This window comes from Shewanella woodyi ATCC 51908 (genome assembly GCF_000019525.1).
Taxonomy (GTDB): Bacteria; Pseudomonadota; Gammaproteobacteria; order Enterobacterales; family Shewanellaceae; genus Shewanella; species Shewanella woodyi.
The window spans coordinates 5075483-5092369 of sequence record NC_010506.1 but is presented as its reverse complement, the minus strand read 5'-3'; the positions used below and the strand labels follow the sequence as shown (position 1 = coordinate 5092369).

Annotated in this window: 14 protein-coding genes and 4 tRNA genes; 11 read left to right on the top strand and 7 right to left on the bottom strand. The window is 41.9% G+C overall.

Annotated elements, in window-relative coordinates; all coding sequences use genetic code 11:
• Positions 1–29: 29 nt before the first annotated feature.
• Positions 30–221, bottom strand: coding sequence for a bacterioferritin-associated ferredoxin (locus tag SWOO_RS21480; RefSeq protein WP_012326772.1), 192 nt, complete (start codon positions 219–221; stop codon positions 30–32).
• A 278-nt stretch (positions 222–499) separates the two neighbouring features.
• On the opposite strand from SWOO_RS21480, the gene SWOO_RS21475 reads away from it, so the two are divergent.
• Positions 500–2080, top strand: coding sequence for a methyl-accepting chemotaxis protein (locus SWOO_RS21475; protein ID WP_012326771.1), 1581 nt, complete (start codon positions 500–502; stop codon positions 2078–2080).
• 190 nt (positions 2081–2270) lie between these two features.
• Here the strand turns inward: SWOO_RS21475 and SWOO_RS21470 are convergent, their stop codons facing one another.
• Positions 2271–3197, bottom strand: a complete 927-nt coding sequence (locus SWOO_RS21470; RefSeq protein ID WP_012326770.1) for a D-2-hydroxyacid dehydrogenase — start codon at positions 3195–3197, stop codon at positions 2271–2273.
• A gap of 48 nt (positions 3198–3245) precedes the next feature.
• Between SWOO_RS21470 and SWOO_RS21465 the strand changes: the two genes are divergently transcribed.
• Complete coding sequence (locus tag SWOO_RS21465) at positions 3246–3578, top strand: DUF3392 domain-containing protein (RefSeq protein ID WP_012326769.1); 333 nt, start codon at positions 3246–3248, stop codon at positions 3576–3578.
• A 17-nt stretch (positions 3579–3595) separates the two neighbouring features.
• Here SWOO_RS21465 and SWOO_RS21460 read toward each other — a convergent pair whose 3' ends face one another.
• The 5 genes from SWOO_RS21460 to rsgA all read right to left on the bottom strand — a co-directional run bounded on the left by SWOO_RS21460 (position 3596) and on the right by rsgA (position 10506).
• A complete protein-coding gene (locus SWOO_RS21460) occupies positions 3596–4303 on the bottom strand; it encodes a glycerophosphodiester phosphodiesterase (protein WP_012326768.1) in 708 nt (235 codons plus the stop codon).
• Positions 4303–7515 (bottom strand): mechanosensitive ion channel domain-containing protein, encoded by a 3213-nt coding sequence (locus tag SWOO_RS21455; protein WP_012326767.1) that lies wholly within the window; start codon positions 7513–7515, stop codon positions 4303–4305. The genes SWOO_RS21460 and SWOO_RS21455 overlap by 1 nt, the downstream gene beginning before the upstream one ends.
• Positions 7516–7654: 139 nt before the next feature.
• Positions 7655–8548, bottom strand: a complete 894-nt coding sequence (locus tag SWOO_RS21450; RefSeq protein WP_012326766.1) for a DMT family transporter — start codon at positions 8546–8548, stop codon at positions 7655–7657.
• Complete coding sequence (asd, locus tag SWOO_RS21445) at positions 8548–9411, bottom strand: archaetidylserine decarboxylase (protein WP_012326765.1); 864 nt, start codon at positions 9409–9411, stop codon at positions 8548–8550. The genes SWOO_RS21450 and asd overlap by 1 nt, the downstream gene beginning before the upstream one ends.
• A gap of 36 nt (positions 9412–9447) precedes the next feature.
• Positions 9448–10506, bottom strand: a complete 1059-nt coding sequence (gene rsgA, locus SWOO_RS21440) for a small ribosomal subunit biogenesis GTPase RsgA (RefSeq protein ID WP_012326764.1) — start codon at positions 10504–10506, stop codon at positions 9448–9450.
• 111 nt (positions 10507–10617) lie between these two features.
• Here rsgA and orn point away from each other — a divergent pair, with 111 nt between their 5' ends.
• From orn to SWOO_RS21395, 9 genes are all read left to right on the top strand, one after another.
• A complete protein-coding gene (gene orn / locus SWOO_RS21435; RefSeq protein ID WP_012326763.1) occupies positions 10618–11163 on the top strand; it encodes an oligoribonuclease in 546 nt (181 codons plus the stop codon).
• A 145-nt stretch (positions 11164–11308) separates the two neighbouring features.
• Positions 11309–11384, top strand: a tRNA-Gly gene (locus tag SWOO_RS21430).
• Between the two features lie 47 nt (positions 11385–11431).
• Positions 11432–11507 (top strand) — tRNA-Gly (locus SWOO_RS21425).
• A 126-nt stretch (positions 11508–11633) separates the two neighbouring features.
• A tRNA-Gly gene (locus SWOO_RS21420) sits at positions 11634–11709 on the top strand.
• A gap of 47 nt (positions 11710–11756) precedes the next feature.
• Positions 11757–11832, top strand: a tRNA-Gly gene (locus SWOO_RS21415).
• Positions 11833–12609: 777 nt separating this feature from the next.
• The gene (locus SWOO_RS21410) at positions 12610–13065 is read left to right on the top strand and encodes a hypothetical protein (RefSeq protein ID WP_041418340.1); all 456 of its coding nucleotides are present in this window, start codon (positions 12610–12612) and stop codon (positions 13063–13065) included.
• 417 nt (positions 13066–13482) lie between these two features.
• A complete protein-coding gene (locus SWOO_RS21405) occupies positions 13483–14961 on the top strand; it encodes an NAD(P)H-hydrate dehydratase (RefSeq protein WP_407636073.1) in 1479 nt (492 codons plus the stop codon).
• A 108-nt stretch (positions 14962–15069) separates the two neighbouring features.
• On the top strand, positions 15070–15528 hold the full coding sequence (gene tsaE, locus SWOO_RS21400) for a tRNA (adenosine(37)-N6)-threonylcarbamoyltransferase complex ATPase subunit type 1 TsaE (protein WP_012326759.1): 459 nt from the start codon (positions 15070–15072) through the stop codon (positions 15526–15528).
• Between the two features lie 2 nt (positions 15529–15530).
• Positions 15531–16850 (top strand): N-acetylmuramoyl-L-alanine amidase, encoded by a 1320-nt coding sequence (locus SWOO_RS21395; RefSeq protein WP_012326758.1) that lies wholly within the window; start codon positions 15531–15533, stop codon positions 16848–16850.
• The last annotated feature ends 37 nt before the right edge of the window (positions 16851–16887 follow it).

Genomic DNA, 16887 nt, shown 5'->3' with positions numbered 1-16887 from the left:
TGTCTGTTAACTAGGCTGCTTCATAATCATTAGGCAACTTCATAATAGTTAGGTTCAACATCCAGTTGTCTTTGAATTATCTGAGTCGCCATTTTTACACATTTGCCACATTGATCGCCTACACCTAGGCGCTTTTTTACATCATTGAGAGAGATGTCACCTTGGCTGACAGCTTCTTTGATTTGAGTATCGGTTACAGCATGGCAAAGACAAACGTACATTTAGTTAAACCTGCAATTTGGATTGTTGTAAGTATAAATGAAAACGATTCTCAATGCTAATAACTGCTCATTATTATTAAAAACAAAAAACTAGTTACTCGTTATTAAAAAGTGTGAGCTATATTTATTTAATAGCAAAAAGTTGAACTTAAACCTGTTTATAGCGCTATAAGTTGTTTTTTCTGTTAATTTGGCTTTTAGTATCGTTTTTTGAGCCTGTGGCAGCTACTCTGACAGGTAAATGATTAAAAAGAACACTATATTAGTGGAGTCATGGCATGAGACAAAATTTACCTGTCACTCAGAAAAATTATGATTACCCAGCAGATTGGATACTACTTTCGACTACTGATACCAGTAGTATCATAAAATATGCAAATCCGTCATTTTGTGAAGTTGCTGGTTACCAGTTAGATGAAATGGTTGGCGAACCTCATAATATGGTGCGCCACCCTGATATGCCGCCAGCAGCCTTCGAAGATATGTGGACAACTATCAAAGGCGGTCACCCTTGGAAGGGGATGGTTAAAAATCGTTGTGCCAATGGCGATCATTACTGGGTTGATGCTTTTGTTACTCCGATCTCAGAAGGCGGAAAGGTCGTAGAGTATCAATCTGTTCGAACTAAGCCTTCATCTGAACAGATAACCCGAGCAGAAGAGTCCTATAAAGAGCTTAACGAGAAGGGCAGCATTGCCAAGCTAAAGCGTGTTATGAGCTTGCCGAATAAAATTATGGCCCTTTCGGTGATTGCATTGCTACCTATGCTATATATTGCGCTTCAATCTGGATTACTCGGAATAGGCCTGTTTGTCGTAACAGCACTCGTGTTGCTTCTTGGTTTAAATATGCTGTTTTCAAGGTATAAAGCAATCGTTGATCATTGTAAGGCTATTTACACTAGTCCCTTAATGTCCTACCTATATACTGGCCATACAGATGATATAGCCCAAATTGAATTAGCATTGAGAATGCAGTCATCTGAGATGAAAGCGATGTTAGGTCGTGCTCTTGACTCCTGTGAGCAGTCTGCATGTAAAGCAAGTGAATCTGTGACTAAGGGGGAGGAAGTGAAAAATAACAGTGACTCCTTAACTCGTGAGGTTGAACAGGTTGCAACGGCGATGCAAGAGATGACCGCGACTTTAGGTGATATGGCTTCAAACTGTTCAGATGCTGCTAACTCATCTCAATCTGCCTCTGATGAAGCAAATGCAGGTGATGCTATTGTGACTCAAACAATATCTTCAATAGAGTTAATGTCTTCCCAGCTCACTGAAACATCATTAGTCATTAAAGATTTGGAGGAGCAGAGCAAAGGGATTGGAACGGTTTTAGACGTGATCCAAAGTATTGCAGAGCAAACAAATCTACTGGCATTAAATGCTGCCATTGAGGCTGCAAGGGCCGGTGAGCAAGGTCGTGGTTTTGCGGTTGTTGCTGATGAAGTACGAGCACTGGCCAAACGAACTCATGATTCAACAACTGAGATTCAGAATATGATTAATCTGCTGCAGCAGGGAACAGAAAAAGCTGTGCAGAGTATGCATCAAGGTGCAGATTCAGCTTCACAATGTGTTGATCAAGCGGCTCAAGCGGGTAATGCATTGAGGACAATTAAAGAGGCTATTACCTCTATTTCAGATATGACTCACCATATCGCCAGTGCAGTTGAGGAGCAATCAAGCGTCTCTAATGAGGTGAATCGCAGTATGGTTAACATCTCTCAACTGAATGGCTCATCCAATGATTTAGGCGATGAGATGATAGGTTTAAATCATGTAGTGGTGACCAATATTAACTCGCAGAAGGCCTTGGTAGAGCAGTTCCTTAAACGGAGTCAGAAGCAAGCTTTATAGCACTACTAATAACAACAAAAGGGGAGGCTTAGGCCTCCCTTTTTTATATAGTTAGTGGTCTAAAACCTTAAAGAGGTAACTGTATGAGGCTCAAAGGAGGAGGTGCACATAAGAGGGGGCTCATTTAAGAGTGTTATTTGCCGCTAGTCGTCCTTTTCTATACGGCGAATATCAGTTTTGTAGATTGTGCTTAATAGCCTCGAGCAAAGTTTACTGCATGAGTGAGCTGCTCTCCCTGAAGCAGTTTGTGGTAGTTATTTGAAAATATCTCAACTACCTGCTCTGGAAAACTAGGTGCGGCAATATGGGGGGTAATAATCACATTATCCAGTGTCCAGATGGGGTGCTCTTTTGGTAAAGGCTCCTGATTGAACACATCTAAAATAGCATGTTGGTCACTGTTCTCTATTAACTGCATGTAGAGGGCGTCTAGATCTAGCACGTCACCACGGCCTAAGTTAAAAAAGATAGCGCCAGGTTTCATCATAGAGAGCAGCTCAGCATTGAGAGCCCCTCTTGTTTGAGGGGTACTAGGTAAGATGCTGGCGACGGCATCTGCTTGTGCAAGGTGTTGTGAGATATTGGCTAGCGTATCAACTTTATCAAACCCTTTGGTTGGCTTAGCGCCGCGGTTTATCCCTGTGACATGCATACCAAAGTGTTTTGCTGTTTGAGCCAAGTGTTTTGCTATATTTCCTGTCCCTAAAAGTAGTAGGTTTTGACCTTGCAGTGTTTTAAAACTGCCAGGAAGCCAGATTTTTTCAGCTTGCTGGGTTTTATATTTTTGATGTTCACGTTGGTGGGCTAACAGGTATCCAAAAAGGTATTCACTCATTAATGGGCCAAATATGCCTCTAACATTTGTGAGTTGATAATCTTTTCGTTGGCGAGGTTTGACTAGGGCATCGACTCCAGCCATGGTCGATTGCATCCAAGTTAAATTGTTAGCATGAGGAAGTAGGGGGGCTGCCAATGCTGGTTCTGCCAGCCAAACATTAGCCTCTAAAATGCTACTAGGTTCGTCACCAAGTAAAACGATCTCAGGAAGGTGGCAAGAAGCAAGCAACTCCCTATAACGTTCATTTTTACTGGTTAGTAATAGTAACTTGTGTCTCATACTTACTCCGCTTATTCTTAACTCGATTTTTTGTTAATGGACCCTAATATGGAACAAATTATTTCAATTTTTCATCAAGTTGGTAGCTTGTTATACCCTTGGCTGAATGAGGTCGCTACCGCAATTATAGCCTGTTTCCTTGTGGCCTTTGGTGCTGATATCAACCGTTTCCTAAGACGGAAATTATTAGGTCGTTCCTTTATTCTGCGTACATTTACCTTTGTTTTAGTTAATGCTTTTGGTTATGGCATGTTGATCGTGACCGTCAGCCCACTACTGGCTAGGAGCATGGCTAAACTGCCTGCTCCTTGGCTGTTATGGTCTGTGATCTTGGTTTTTTTACTAATTGGTAGTTGGGCACAGAAAAATCGCCAAGTTTGACTTTACCTAGATAAAGCTTAGGCGCGAATGCCACTTTCCTCTAGGATTTTGGACGCCCTATCAGGATAATTGCTAAATATACCATCGATCCCCATGTTTGATAACATTTTTACATCATCAATATGGTCGACAGTGTAAACAAAAACTTTCAATCCTTTAGCATGAGCCTCATCAATAAGCGCCTGATTAATAAAACTTAGGCTCAAGTGGATTGAGTAAGCGTTCAGAAGTGATGCTGTGTGGGTGTTATCAAGTTGTACTCCCTCGATTAGGGGAGCAATGTAGGCATCTGAATATGATTGGCGAAACTGTTGTAAAAAACCGTGGTGAAAAGATGAGATGAGTAGTTGATCTGGTGTGAAGTTTAGCTCATTTAAGAGTCTGGGATAAAGTGAAATAAATGGCGTTAAACAGGTCATCCCCTTGAGCTCAATGTTGACGATGCAATCATATTTACTCAGGAATGCCATCACCTCCCAAAGTGTCGGGATTGGCTCATTTTGCACTGAAACAGTATTCAGGTACTGTTGAGAGACTTGGTCAATCACACCTTTGCCATCGCTTTTGTGATCTAACCTTCTGTCGTGAAAAACATACAGCTCCCCCTCGACACTGTGAATATCCAGCTCGATGGCGCGACAACCCAGCTCGATGGCTTTTTTCATCGCAGCTAAGGTGTTTTCGGGAGCGTAGCCACTAGCGCCTCTGTGAGCAAAAATAATCATTAGGTTCTTATCAGTCCTTGAGTGTCTTTATTGTGGGTGTTGCTGATATGAACTTCCAGTTGTGGGAAGGCTAATTCCAGATTATTTTCCCTCAGTTTTTTACTGATCTCTTTATGGAGTTTATGACGAAGTGGCCATCGGGTATTCATATCTTTAGCGTACGCTCGAACTTCATAATCTTGGGTGTGTTTACCAAAGCCAGCAAACCAGACTTCAGGCTCTGGGATCTCCAAAGCCTCATCGCACTCTTTGACAGCTTGGTAAAGCGAGGCTTCAACACGAGCGGGATCAGAATCTCGAGCTACTGAGACATAAACAATCACTCGAGTTATAGGATCGGAGAGAGACCAGTTAATCAACTGCTCGGTAATAAACGCCTTATTGGGGATAATTATCTCCTTTCTATCCCAATCGATAATGGTTGTTGCACGGATCTGAATTTTACTTACGGTTCCGGTGAGATCCCTAATAGTGACGGTATCGCCAATACGTACTGGCTTTTCAAATAGAATTATCAGACCGGAGATAAAGTTGGCAAAGATCTCCTGTAGACCAAAACCTAAGCCAAGAGAGAGCGCAGCAATGAGCCATTGAAGCTTCGACCACTCCATTCCTAAGGTGGAGAAGCCACTTAAAATACCAAAGAAGATAACTAAATAGCGGCTGACCGTGGTGATAGCAAAGCCAGTTCCTTGGGTCAGATCCAGCCGCTGTAAAATGGTTAACTCTATGAGGCCGGGTAAATTGGTGGCTATCATGAGTGAGAAGCCGACGATTATCAGTCCTAGCAGCAGAGATTTAAGGGTTATTGGTAGAGGTTGTTCTATGCCATTAATAGTTGTATTACTGGTCCAGAGAGTGATCCCATCGAGTAAAGAGAACAATGCTGTATGAGTTTGAGTCCATAGGCCCACTAAGCTCACCAGGAAGGCTAAAATCAACAAGGAACGAACCAAACCAAGGGATTGGCTTGAAATTGTCTCTAAATCGACCTGAGGCTCCTCATAGGTATCTAAAGGATCACTGCTGCTTTGTGTTTCTTCCCCCCTTTCTCGCTGTGACAGTATCTCTGCTCGTCGAGCTTTAGCGCGATCGAATGCAATGCGCCGGCGTTCGATTAACATCCAGCGTTTAGTTAACTGGTAAAGCAACATGAAGCCGAGAGAGAGCAGGAGTGAGATCTGTAACTGCAGCAGCATTTGAAAGGCTGTGTAGTAGTACCCCTTGAAAGCTAAAACGGCACAAACAGGCGGAACGAGTAGAAGAATTGCCCATAACAACCGCTGTAATAGTTTCTTATTCTTGCCATCCTGATGGGCATGATATTCACGTTTGGAAATTGACAGTATCTCTTTATAGAACATAAACAGTAAGATACAGAATATAATAAAGGCGCCTCTTCCTATGCTGTTTCTCAAGACTGAGTTATTGATAACCTCAGTGACTCCCATAATTCCGAAGAAAGGAATCGTGGTGAGTGTAAACGCCTTTAGCTTGAGCTGCCCCTTACGTATGAGCGCTTCATGACCTTTAAAGTGACTAATTAATAAGCCATTATTGAGTGCAAGTAAGTAAGAGAAACGATATAGCAGATAGACTAAGCCGATGACTAAGACCCCCATGCCAATTGCTGATACCATATTTTGCTCTGACTTCAGCATGATGATACCAGCGAGTACAATGGGAGATGGCTTAAAGATACTGTAGATAAAGGTATTAACGAGTGCTCTTAAAGTGTAGAAAAAGCTATCTTGAGTCACGTTCCCCACAAAGGCTGCATCTTGCTCTAAGGTTTTATTAAACTTGGGTGTCAGAATGTCTTGAGCAATTAAGCTAACAATTAAAAGAATAAGCCACCATGACCATAGGGTACTTTGGGTACTGATCGAGGCTGATACTTGAGTTAATGGCTGTTGAGCAATCAACCATTGAGTGCTTTGCAGCAGATCAGTGAACCATAACTTGCCTATTGAGTTTGCATTAGGGACCCAAAATAGGTGCTCATTAAGAGTACTTTTTATGGTTAAATTTTGCTGAGTTAGTTGCTCATAAATAACTCTAAGATCGGCAAGCTCACTCAGATAGAGATCGTAACCTTGAAGCAGTTGCACCAATAGATCATGTTGTGAATTAAGTAACTGATTCTGAATGAGAGTAAAGGAGCCTATTGACTGTAGCTGTTGGCCATTTAATGTTTGATCTTGCTCTAATTGATATTTTATCAGTCTGCTATTGGCTATTTTAGTTTGTAGCTTCTCTTGATCTGGTACAGAGGGGAGCGATTGCAGTATCTGTAAAAAGCGTTCGCCAAAGGCTGAGCTTAATTTAATCCAACTGATCTGTTGCTGGATATTTGTTAGTTGTTTTGCTTGTTGTTGGTAAAGGTTTTCAGCCTTCTCTTGCTGCTTAATGGCCTCATTAGTTAGGAGAGTTAATTTTTTTAGCTCATCTGCGTATTCACGATTTTTCTGGCTTAGCTCTTGTGTCAGTGGGTTCTGTTCGTTAGCCGTTTCGATCAGACTCTTGGCAATGGTTGAGTCTGTTTTGTGTTGGCGTTGTTGTGCCATCTCGCTATTAATCGACTCAATGAGGCTCTCTTGTTGAGAGAGCTGTTTCCTAACAAGTTGCATCTGCTGCTGATTGAGGTTGATTCGCTTTTGACTACTGGCAAGCTCAGCTTCAAGTGTCGATAGGCTTTGAGTATAGAGTTGGCGTTGCGCAACCAGAAGTTTCTCTTCAATATTGCCTGTTTCTTTGATCTTATTCTTGCTGTGGGCGGTGAGTGCTTTTCTTGCACTGATGATCTTACTTGGAAGTTGATTATGCTCTTTTAATAGAAGGGTGATTTTGCCGTGAAGTTCAGCCTCTATCTCTTTTAATTCAGATAAGCGCAAGTAAGCAAATGAGGCTTGTTGTGTTAACCCCTGGTTTTTAGACCAGATTAATGGAGCTTGTGCTTCCTGTAGTTGATGTTCAATATTGAGCTTATGACTCTCATAGTTATTGATTAAATCAATATAGTTCTTCTCTACTTCGGCTAGTTCATTGGTATTGCGCTCTATGTGAGCGAGTTTCTCTTCCGCGGTTAGGTTTTCGCCTTGCGTCTGATTTATCCCTAATTTTTTGTTTAAATCTAAAGGATTTGCAGAGTGAGCACTCAAGGTGAAGAGGAAAAAGGTAAGCAGTAAAATTGCGCGGATAGTTTGAAACATAGCCTAGTGCTGGTTGAGAAAGCGACTCGTGTATAGTACCAATAAAATGGAAGATTGAAATCGCTGGTGATCTATTTTCAAATAAATTTAATTCAAAGCTACCGGTTTATCTTCTGGCTCTGTTTTAGCGCGCTTCTATTTAATTTTTAGAGGGGGCCACTTTAGGTTGTTTTCGACTCTGTTGTGTTTCAAATATAGAGGTTGCCACGACTAAGAACCCGCCTATTGTTGTTTTTAGATCTAAGGTCTCTCCAAGAAATAATAAGGCTAGCATAGCTCCGTAAAAAGGCTGAAGACAAGAGACTAAACTGACTGTTTTAGCACTTAGGTGTCTTAGTGCTGCGGTAAAAAGTGCGTGGGGTGCAGCGGTAAAAACGACGCCTAATAGAAGTATCATCCACCACACATTTTGCTCTATCTGGCCTAGCTCTATCGTATGCCAAGGAGCTAAAAAAATAACGGCAACAGCTGTTTGATAGAACATGGCTTTAGAGCCAGAGTAGGCTGAAAAGTACCGTTTGTGTAGTAAGTTTCTGACGGTGAAAAAGATAGCAGACAGAATACCTATCGCAATTCCTAAGGTCACATCGTTGCCTAAGTTAGCCTCAGGGATCAGGAGTATTACGCCAGTAAGTACAACTAGACCACTAATGATATCGACCTTTTTAATAGGACTCCCAGTAAAAAAAGGCTCCACTAACACAGTCATAACTGGGTAAGTGAAGAAAGCTATCATGCCGATAGCGACTGAGGATAGTTGCATTGAAGCAAAGTAAGTGACCCAGTGAAGGCTGACGACAATGCCTAGTCCAATGGCGATAAAATAGTCTTTTGATGAGTCGAGTCGTAATCTACTTTTACTGGCTTTAACAAGTAAAGCTAAGGCTGTCGCAGCGATGAGACAGCGCAGTAGAGTGATATCCAATGCGCCAAGAGGAATGAGTTTTGAGAAGAGTGCAGTGCCACCAAAAAGCAGCACTGCGATGTGTAACTCTAATAAACCTGATTGTCTATTGCTCTCAGCTTGGGTCATTAATCTTCGATTTTTGCGAAAGGCTGTCCCATACGTGTGACGGCTTTCGGAGTGACATCATCAGCAAAGTCATCTAAAGCATCTTTGGCAAATAGCATGACAACCGTACTACCTAACTTAAATCGGCCCATCTCTGCACCTTTGTCTAAGGTAAGTGCAGCAGGTCCTTCGGTTGGATAATCCCAAGTAAATACTTTCTTACCTGTTGGCGGTGTAACTGTGCCTGCCCAAATAGTTTCTATGCTGGCAACGATTGTTGCACCAACTAATACCATCGCCATTGGACCTATCTCGGTTTCGAAGATTGCCACGACGCGCTCGTTTCTAGCAAATAGACCAGGAACGTTTTCCGCTGTTAGCGGGTTGACTGAAAACAGTTCGCCAGGAACATAGGTCATTTTTGACAAGGTTCCTTTAATTGGCATATGAATTCTGTGGTAATCCTTCGGTGCCAGATAGATAGTTGCAAAGTCACCATCTTCGAACCGTTTTGCATCATCAGCTCGATCGCCTAAAAGCGCAAGTGATGAATATTCATGTCCTTTAGCTTGAAATATCTGTCCATGTTTTATCGGACCACATTGGCTCACAGCACCATCAACAGGGTGAACTATGTAGTCTTTTTTATCTGAAATAGGGCGGATGCCCGGCTTAAGAGCGCGGGTGAAGAAGTCATTAAACGTGCTGTACGCCTCTGGTGAGCTTTGAGCCGCTTCACTCATATCTATTTTGTATTGTTTAATAAACCACTTGATTGCTGCTGTGGTGACACTTCCCATCTCTGCCGCTGCTAGTTTACCAACAAGGCGTGAGATTAAATGTTTAGGCATCATATACTGCAGCGCGATTTTTATTTTATCCACTTTTTTACTTCCCTAATTTTTCTGTTGCTAACCGAGTTACAGATCTGTATCACTTCTAAAATGGCGAGCGTGACGTTGCTCATCTAGACTGGCGATGATTCTGTGGTAGTTATTATATCTATCTTCGGTGATCTTCCCTTCATTGAAGGCTTGGGTGATTGCGCAGCCAGGATCGTTTTGATGTTTGCAGTCTCTAAATTTACAGGTACCTAAGTAGTCTCTGAACTCGATAAAGCACCAACCTACTCGTTCAGCGGGTAAGTGCCAAAGTGCAAACTCACGAACGCCTGGAGAATCAATTAAGTCTCCACCACTGGCAAAGTGAAGTAACTTTGCAGTCGTTGTCGTGTGTTGCCCTAATCCTGAGTTTTCAGAAACGTCTCCGATTAACAGTTCCGCATCAGGCATCATTGAGTTGATCAGTGAAGATTTTCCAACACCCGATTGGCCAACAAAAACACTCACTTTCGCATTAAGTAGTGCTTTTATTTGATCGATTCCTTCACCTGTTTTACTGCTAACCTTTAGAACTGGGTAGCCAATATCACGATACCTTTGCAACGCCTCTTCAATGGACGTTCGCTCTTCGTCAGAGATGAGATCAATTTTATTTAAAATAATTACAGGGGTAATTCCTGTGTCTTCAGCCGCAACCAGATAGCGATCTATTATCTGTGTGGTAAAGCTTGGAACAACAGAGGAGACAATCAATATTTGGTCAATATTGGCTGCAATTATTTTAATTCCATCATACAAATCAGGGCGTGAAAGTGAGGAATGGCGCGGATGAACGGCTTCTACCACTCCAGCTATGCCTGTTTCAATATCCTGAGCTAGTCTGGCAATAACCTTATCGCCAGTGACCAAACTTTGTATATTTCGACGCATATTACAGCGGACAATTTGGCCAGATTCTGTTTCTATATCGGCATGTTGACCAAAACGAGATATAACAGTTCCGAGCTGTTCTGGCCCAAGTGAACTATCCTGTAACTCAGGGGCATTGTTACCTGAATCTTGCCGTTGGAGTCTTTTCTCTTGATTAGCTCGCATACGGCGTCGCTGACCTTGACTTAGGGGTTTCTTTTTACTCACAGTTTTGTCATCGTTAAATAAGGTGATTTTGTGTCGCTTAAAAAAGCAGTATGATACACGGTCTTAAACAAAAAAGCCTGAATTTAGGCAAATAGGGAAAAAGGCAGATTTATGGCTGCAGACGCAAACAATCTCATTTGGGTCGACTTGGAGATGACCGGGCTTGAGCCTGACGTTGACAGAATTATTGAGATTGCAACAATTGTGACAGATAAAGAACTCAATATTATTGCAGAGGGACCTGTCATTGCTATTCATCAATCTGATGAACAATTGGCCAAGATGGATGATTGGAATAAAAAACATCATGGTGAATCAGGTTTAGTGGATAGAGTTCGTTCGAGTCAATATAGCGAAGCGCAAGCTGTCGCTATGACTATTGAGTTTCTTTCTCAGCATGTCACCAAGGGATCTTCTCCTATGTGTGGCAACAGTGTTGGGCAAGACCGTCGTTTTATGACTCTATATATGCGGGAGCTGGAAGATTTTTTCCATTACCGAAATATAGACGTCAGTACAGTAAAAGAGCTAGTTCGCCGCTGGGACCCAGAGGTAATGAACGGCTTTTCCAAGCTAGGTACCCACAAAGCATTGATCGATATTCAGGAATCTATCGCTGAATTGCAGTATTATCGAGCAAAAGTATTTAAAATTTGACCGATCAGTCATTTTATTTTCAAGAAGGGGTTGCAGCAATATGAAATTCTCATATAATGCGGCCTCAACTTTACTGCTGTAGCAGATTAGAGTTGATATAAGTGACTAACTGGCGATACAGTTACTTCACTTAGAAATAATTTTTGCGACATTAGCTCAGTTGGTAGAGCGATACCTTGCCAAGGTATAGGTCATCGGTTCGAACCCGATATGTCGCTCCAAATTAAAATTTAAAGACTTACCAAACTCTTTAAATAGCAAAGATTACGCGACATTAGCTCAGTTGGTAGAGCGATACCTTGCCAAGGTATAGGTCATCGGTTCGAACCCGATATGTCGCTCCAAATTAAAATTTAAAGATTTACCAAACTCTTTAAATAGCAAAGATTACGCGACATTAGCTCAGTTGCTAAAGGTGAAAATACGATACCTTTGGGCAATGGTTACAGTTAAAGTTGTTAGAAAAATTTGCGACATTAGCTCAGTTGGTAGAGCGATACCTTGCCAAGGTATAGGTCATCGGTTCGAACCCGATATGTCGCTCCAAATTAAAGTTTAAAGGTTTACCAAACTCTTTAAATAGCAAAGGTTACGCGACATTAGCTCAGTTGGTAGAGCGATACCTTGCCAAGGTATAGGTCATCGGTTCGAACCCGATATGTCGCTCCAATCTCCTTTCTTGTTTCAAACTTCCAACAAATTCAAATAGACCTCAGATAATGTTAAAAGATTACGCGACATTAGCTCAGTTGTGCTCTTAGAATGAGTTGATATCCTCTTTTTTGCCAAGGTATAGCTTCTTGTTAAACCCAAAGCCGGTTCGAACCACTCTTTATGAAAAGAAAGGTCGCTCCAATCTCCTTTCTTGTTTCAAACTTCCAACAAATTCCAATAGACCTCAGATAATGTTAAAAGATTATGCGACATTAGCTCAGTTGTGCTCTTAGAATGAGTTGATATCCTCTTTTTTGCCAAGGTATAGCTTCTTGTTAAACCCAAAGCCGGTTCGAACCACTCTTTATGAAAAGAAAGGTCGCTCCAATCTCCTCTCTTGTTTCAAACTTCCAACAAATTCCAATAGACCTCAGATAATGTTAAAAGATTACGCGACATTAGCTCAGTTGTGCTCTTAGAATGAGTTGATACCCTCTTTTTTGCCAAGGTATAGCTTCTCGTTAAACCCAAAGCCGGTTCGAACCACTCTTTACAAAAGAATGATCGCTCCAATCTCCTTCCTGATTCAAACTTCCTTAATTATTAGAACTTAGCTCACTTTATTAGGTATAGCGTGATGAGCTAGTGATTTCTTTAACAAGGCCTAATGTAGTGCTTTTGAAAGATCTTAAAGTTTGAGCTTGTTCAAATATTCCCATATTTTTTGACCGCATAATGAATCCACTGATCAATTTAGCCAAAGCATTTGGCGAGTATTTGGGAGAGGATATAATGCGATTTCAACAACTAAGAGAACTGCTAGGCTATGTTGCTACTTGCCGACATGAAATGTCTCAGCTATACGGAAGACTGCTGAGTGATGCAGACTCTTCACGTGTGAAGATGATGCTTGAGTACTTTAAGCAGCATCAACAGGCTGTGGCAGAGCAGTTAGAAGACTATATTGATGAAGCGCCTAAGAAGGTATTGGATACCTGGTATAAAGATATTACTTTTGAAGATTTTATCAAAAGGTGTCATGAGTTAACGCTGACTGCAAATATGTCTGAGGAGGATATCTTAGAAGCGCATCTGGATCTGGATAATCGCCTCATTGATCTGTTGCAAAAAACTGCGGAACACTCCTCATCAAGTGAGATATCAGGGGCATTAAATGACTTGGTACGCGTCGAAAAAATCCAGCAACAGCGTTTAGTACATAGCTCAATTAGAATGGATGATCTTTAACTAATTTGCGCTAGATTAAGTATGTGTTACTCGCAATGAGGTACCTTTAGGGTGCCTTTTTTATTGCTTTAAAGTCGTAGGGCTGGTTGATAATGAAAGCTATCTATCTAAATTTAATCTTGATCTTTGTCACTATCTAGCTGAATTAAAGCTTTATATATACCTAAAGCCACTAATATTATGCAGATAAGTAGTAGTGCCTGTATTAAAATATTTGACTGTAATGGCAAGCTAATTAGCAATAGAGACAGTGCTAAAATAGCTAAGGTAAAGAGCTTCATCCATTTGCTCCAATTGAGTGAAAAATTTGAGGTCAAGTATCTCTTACTTATAGTGTAGTGATACTTGCTAATCTTTACGAATCTAAGACTCAATTCAATTGTTTATATTTTTTAATCAAATTTTAACGAGGCAGGGATACACACTTCTATGATTCATTTACCCGTTAATCTGTTTCTCGCTTCTCAGGTGGAAGATGCGGAAAAAGCCTTTGTTGGAGCTAAAGATATAAGCATAAATCAATTAGTGGAGGCTGCTGGAACCAAAGCTTTCGAGCTACTCTCCTCATCAATAGACAGAGCTTCCCCAATACTGTTACTGGCAGGCTACGGTAATAACGGCGCTGATACCTATGTTTGTGCTCGTTTATTGATTGAAGCGGGTTATCAGATCTCCTTAATGGGGCTTGATAAAACACAGATGGGAACTGAAGTGTTATCTGCTCAGTCTGAGTTTCGTAGAGTGGGCGGTAGAGTAGAGTGTTCTGATATCGATAAAATCCTTTCAGCGTCAATCATTGTTGATGGTCTGCTAGGAGTCGGGTGTAAAGGGGAATTAAGAGGGCAGTTTAAGCCGATAATAGAGGCGGTAAACCTAAGTAAAGCTAAGGTTTTCAGCTTAGATATCCCCTCTGGACTGAACCCTGACACTGGAGCGGGAGAGGGGGCTGTTATCGCAAATGTCACGCTTACCTTTGGGGCAGTAAAGCAGGGACTATTAACTGGCCGAGCAAGAGTCTGCGTGGGAGAGCTGTTGTTCGCTGATATCGGTTTAACTGAGTATTTATCTCCGCCATCATCAAAAATGATCTCTTTAGACTTTGTAAGGGAGCAGATTGCTCCCAGAGCAAGGGACTCTCATAAAGGGGACTCGGGTAAGGTTTCTATCATAGGTGGCGATACAGGCATGGCTGGAGCGGTTAGGCTTGCAGCTGAAGCTTGTTTAAGAGCTGGTAGTGGGTTGGTTACGGTTATCTCAAAGCCTGCACACCAATTAGCAGTTAACGCGACTCGACCTGAATTGATGTTCTGGGGTTGTGATCTGGTTGATATGGAGGTTTACCTCAAACTAGGTTGGGCGGATGTTCTCTTGATTGGCCCCGGACTTGGACAGCAAGATTGGGGCTATAATTTACTTAAAGCTGTAGGATTAAGTGATAAGCCCTGCGTATTGGATGCCGATGCATTAAATATGTTAAGCCGTGAGCCCTATAAACAGGAAAAGTGGGTATTGACGCCACATTCTGCTGAAGCGGCAAAGCTTTTAGGTATTACGACTGGTGAGGTGGAGCAAGATAGGTTTGCGGCTGTTAAAGCAATACAGACTAAATATGGTGGTGTGGCGGTGCTGAAGGGGCCCGGCACATTGATTTGTGGCGCTAAAGAGTGTGTTGTCGCACCAGTAGGAAACCCAGGCTTAGCAAGTGGTGGAGCTGGTGATGCCTTAGGAGGTGTTATTTCAGCGCTTATGGCTCAAGACTTCGACTCCTTCACCGCAGCCAAGATGGGAGTGGTTATCCATGGTGAGGCAGCTGATCGCGCAGCATTAGAGGGGGAAAGAGGAATGTTAGCAAGTGACTTAATGCCACATATTAGACACTTAGTTAATAATCTTTAGTATTTTAGTAAAGTTTAACTGCAATTGAGTGAAAGCTGTTTAGCTAGTAAGCTATTTAATATAAAGTAACGGGTTCGAATTAACTTTAGAGTGTTAAAGATAGATACCATGACATCAGTTAAAGTCTACTTAGATAATGAGCAAGATATGGTCGAGTTAGGGAAGCGATTAGCGGCAATCATTACGCCTCCATTGATCTTAAACCTATCGGGTGAGCTTGGTGCAGGTAAAACGACCTTAAGTCGTGGATTGATACAGGCTTTTGGCCATCAAGGTGCGGTAAAGAGTCCTACTTATGCTTTAGTAGAGCCCTATGAGCTAGCTGGCATCGATCTATTTCATTTCGATCTTTATCGTTTAAGCGATCCTGAAGAGTTAGAGTTTATGGGGATCAGAGATTATTTCACCGAAAATAGTATCTGTATCGTTGAGTGGCCTGATCGTGGTCATGGGTTAATGCCCGAAGCAGATATAAGTTGTCACATAAAATATCTGGATGCAGGTCGTGAGGTTGAGATAGTTTCAGGATCTGAAAAAGGGCAGTTGTTACTAAGTAAATTCAAATAATAATGATAAAAATAGCGTCGTTTTTACAATTTTTTCTATTGTCGGTGACCTTGTGCTCATCTTTCTTTGTCCATAGTGCTAATAAACTGGATGGAGTGAGAATTTGGGCTGCACCTGAGTCGACTCGAGTCGTTTTTGACCTGAATAAGGCTCCTGATTTCAGTTATTTCACGTTAACTGGTCCCTATCGACTTGTTGTTGACCTGAAGGGGACCTCCACCTCAGTTAATCTCAGCAAACTTGCAAATAATAGTAAATTAGTCAAAAGAGTTCGCATTAGTAAGCCACCCTCGAAGGGCACTTTAAGGCTGGTTATTGATCTGACAAAGCCTGTTAAATCAAACCTGTTTTCTCTGCCTCCAACGGCCCCTTATGGTAATAGGTTAGTTGTTGATCTTGATGATAGCGGCTCAAAGAAGGTAGTTCAGACTAGTCAGCCTAAAGCCAAGCTCAGAGATGTAGTGGTTGCCATTGATGCGGGTCATGGTGGTGATGATCCTGGATCAATTGGACCTTCGGGAATTTATGAGAAAAAAGTGGTGTTAGAGATCGCTAAGAAGGTCGAGGCGAAAATCAATGCTACGCCGGGTATGAGGGCTGTAATGACGCGTACCGGAGATTACTTCGTTAATCTTAATAAACGTTCTGAAATCGCCCGTACCAGTAAAGCCGATCTACTTGTGTCTATTCACGCGGATGCCTTCACTTCGCCTCAACCTAGAGGAGCTTCTGTGTGGGTTTTGTCTATGAGGCGTGCTAACAGTGAGATCGGTCGTTGGCTTGAGCATAAAGAGAAGCATTCAGAGTTGCTTGGTGGCGCAGGTGAGATAATCCAGAATACGGATAACGAGCAATATTTAGCGATGACGCTGCTCGACATGTCCATGGATCGCTCTATGGCGATCAGCCACAATATTGCTGATGATGTACTGTCAAATTTAGGAAGAGTGACCAAGTTGCATAAACATAAGCCGGAGTCGGCGAGTTTTGCGGTATTGAAATCTCCTGATATTCCCTCAATTTTGGTCGAAACAGGATTTATTTCGAACCACAAAGAGGAGCGGTTACTCTCGCAGCGAGAGCATCAAAATAATATTGCTAAGGCGGTACATAAAGGTGTGCTGAAATATTTTGAGGCTAACCCGCCGGTTAACTCCTTGATGGCCAGTAAGGGTTCGTTTAAGCATAATGTCCGTAAAGGTGAGTCACTATCTGTGATAGCGCATAAATATCAAGTGTCGATTGCCAGTATAAAACGGGCTAATGGCTTAAAATCTAATACCTTAAGAATAGGCCAAAAGTTGGTTATTCCTAGGGCGTAGTTTGCTGTAGGCTTGGAGGTGAGTTTACCTCTTAAAC

Bases quoted from the DNA above. Each gene is read 5' to 3' on its own strand.
- SWOO_RS21450 (WP_012326766.1), bottom strand. From the start codon at position 8,548: ATGACCCAAGCTGAGAGCAATAGACAATCAGGTTTATTAGAGTTACAC.
- orn (WP_012326763.1), top strand. From the start codon at position 10,618: ATGGCTGCAGACGCAAACAATCTCATTTGGGTCGACTTGGAGATGACC.
- SWOO_RS21395 (WP_012326758.1), top strand. From the start codon at position 15,531: ATGATAAAAATAGCGTCGTTTTTACAATTTTTTCTATTGTCGGTGACC.
- SWOO_RS21460 (WP_012326768.1), bottom strand. From the start codon at position 4,303: ATGATTATTTTTGCTCACAGAGGCGCTAGTGGCTACGCTCCCGAAAAC.
- SWOO_RS21475 (WP_012326771.1), top strand. From the start codon at position 500: ATGAGACAAAATTTACCTGTCACTCAGAAAAATTATGATTACCCAGCA.
- tsaE (WP_012326759.1), top strand. From the start codon at position 15,070: ATGACATCAGTTAAAGTCTACTTAGATAATGAGCAAGATATGGTCGAG.
- SWOO_RS21410 (WP_041418340.1), top strand. From the start codon at position 12,610: ATGCGATTTCAACAACTAAGAGAACTGCTAGGCTATGTTGCTACTTGC.
- SWOO_RS21455 (WP_012326767.1), bottom strand. From the start codon at position 7,515: ATGTTTCAAACTATCCGCGCAATTTTACTGCTTACCTTTTTCCTCTTC.
- SWOO_RS21470 (WP_012326770.1), bottom strand. From the start codon at position 3,197: ATGAGACACAAGTTACTATTACTAACCAGTAAAAATGAACGTTATAGG.
- SWOO_RS21465 (WP_012326769.1), top strand. From the start codon at position 3,246: ATGGAACAAATTATTTCAATTTTTCATCAAGTTGGTAGCTTGTTATAC.
- SWOO_RS21480 (WP_012326772.1), bottom strand. From the start codon at position 221: ATGTACGTTTGTCTTTGCCATGCTGTAACCGATACTCAAATCAAAGAA.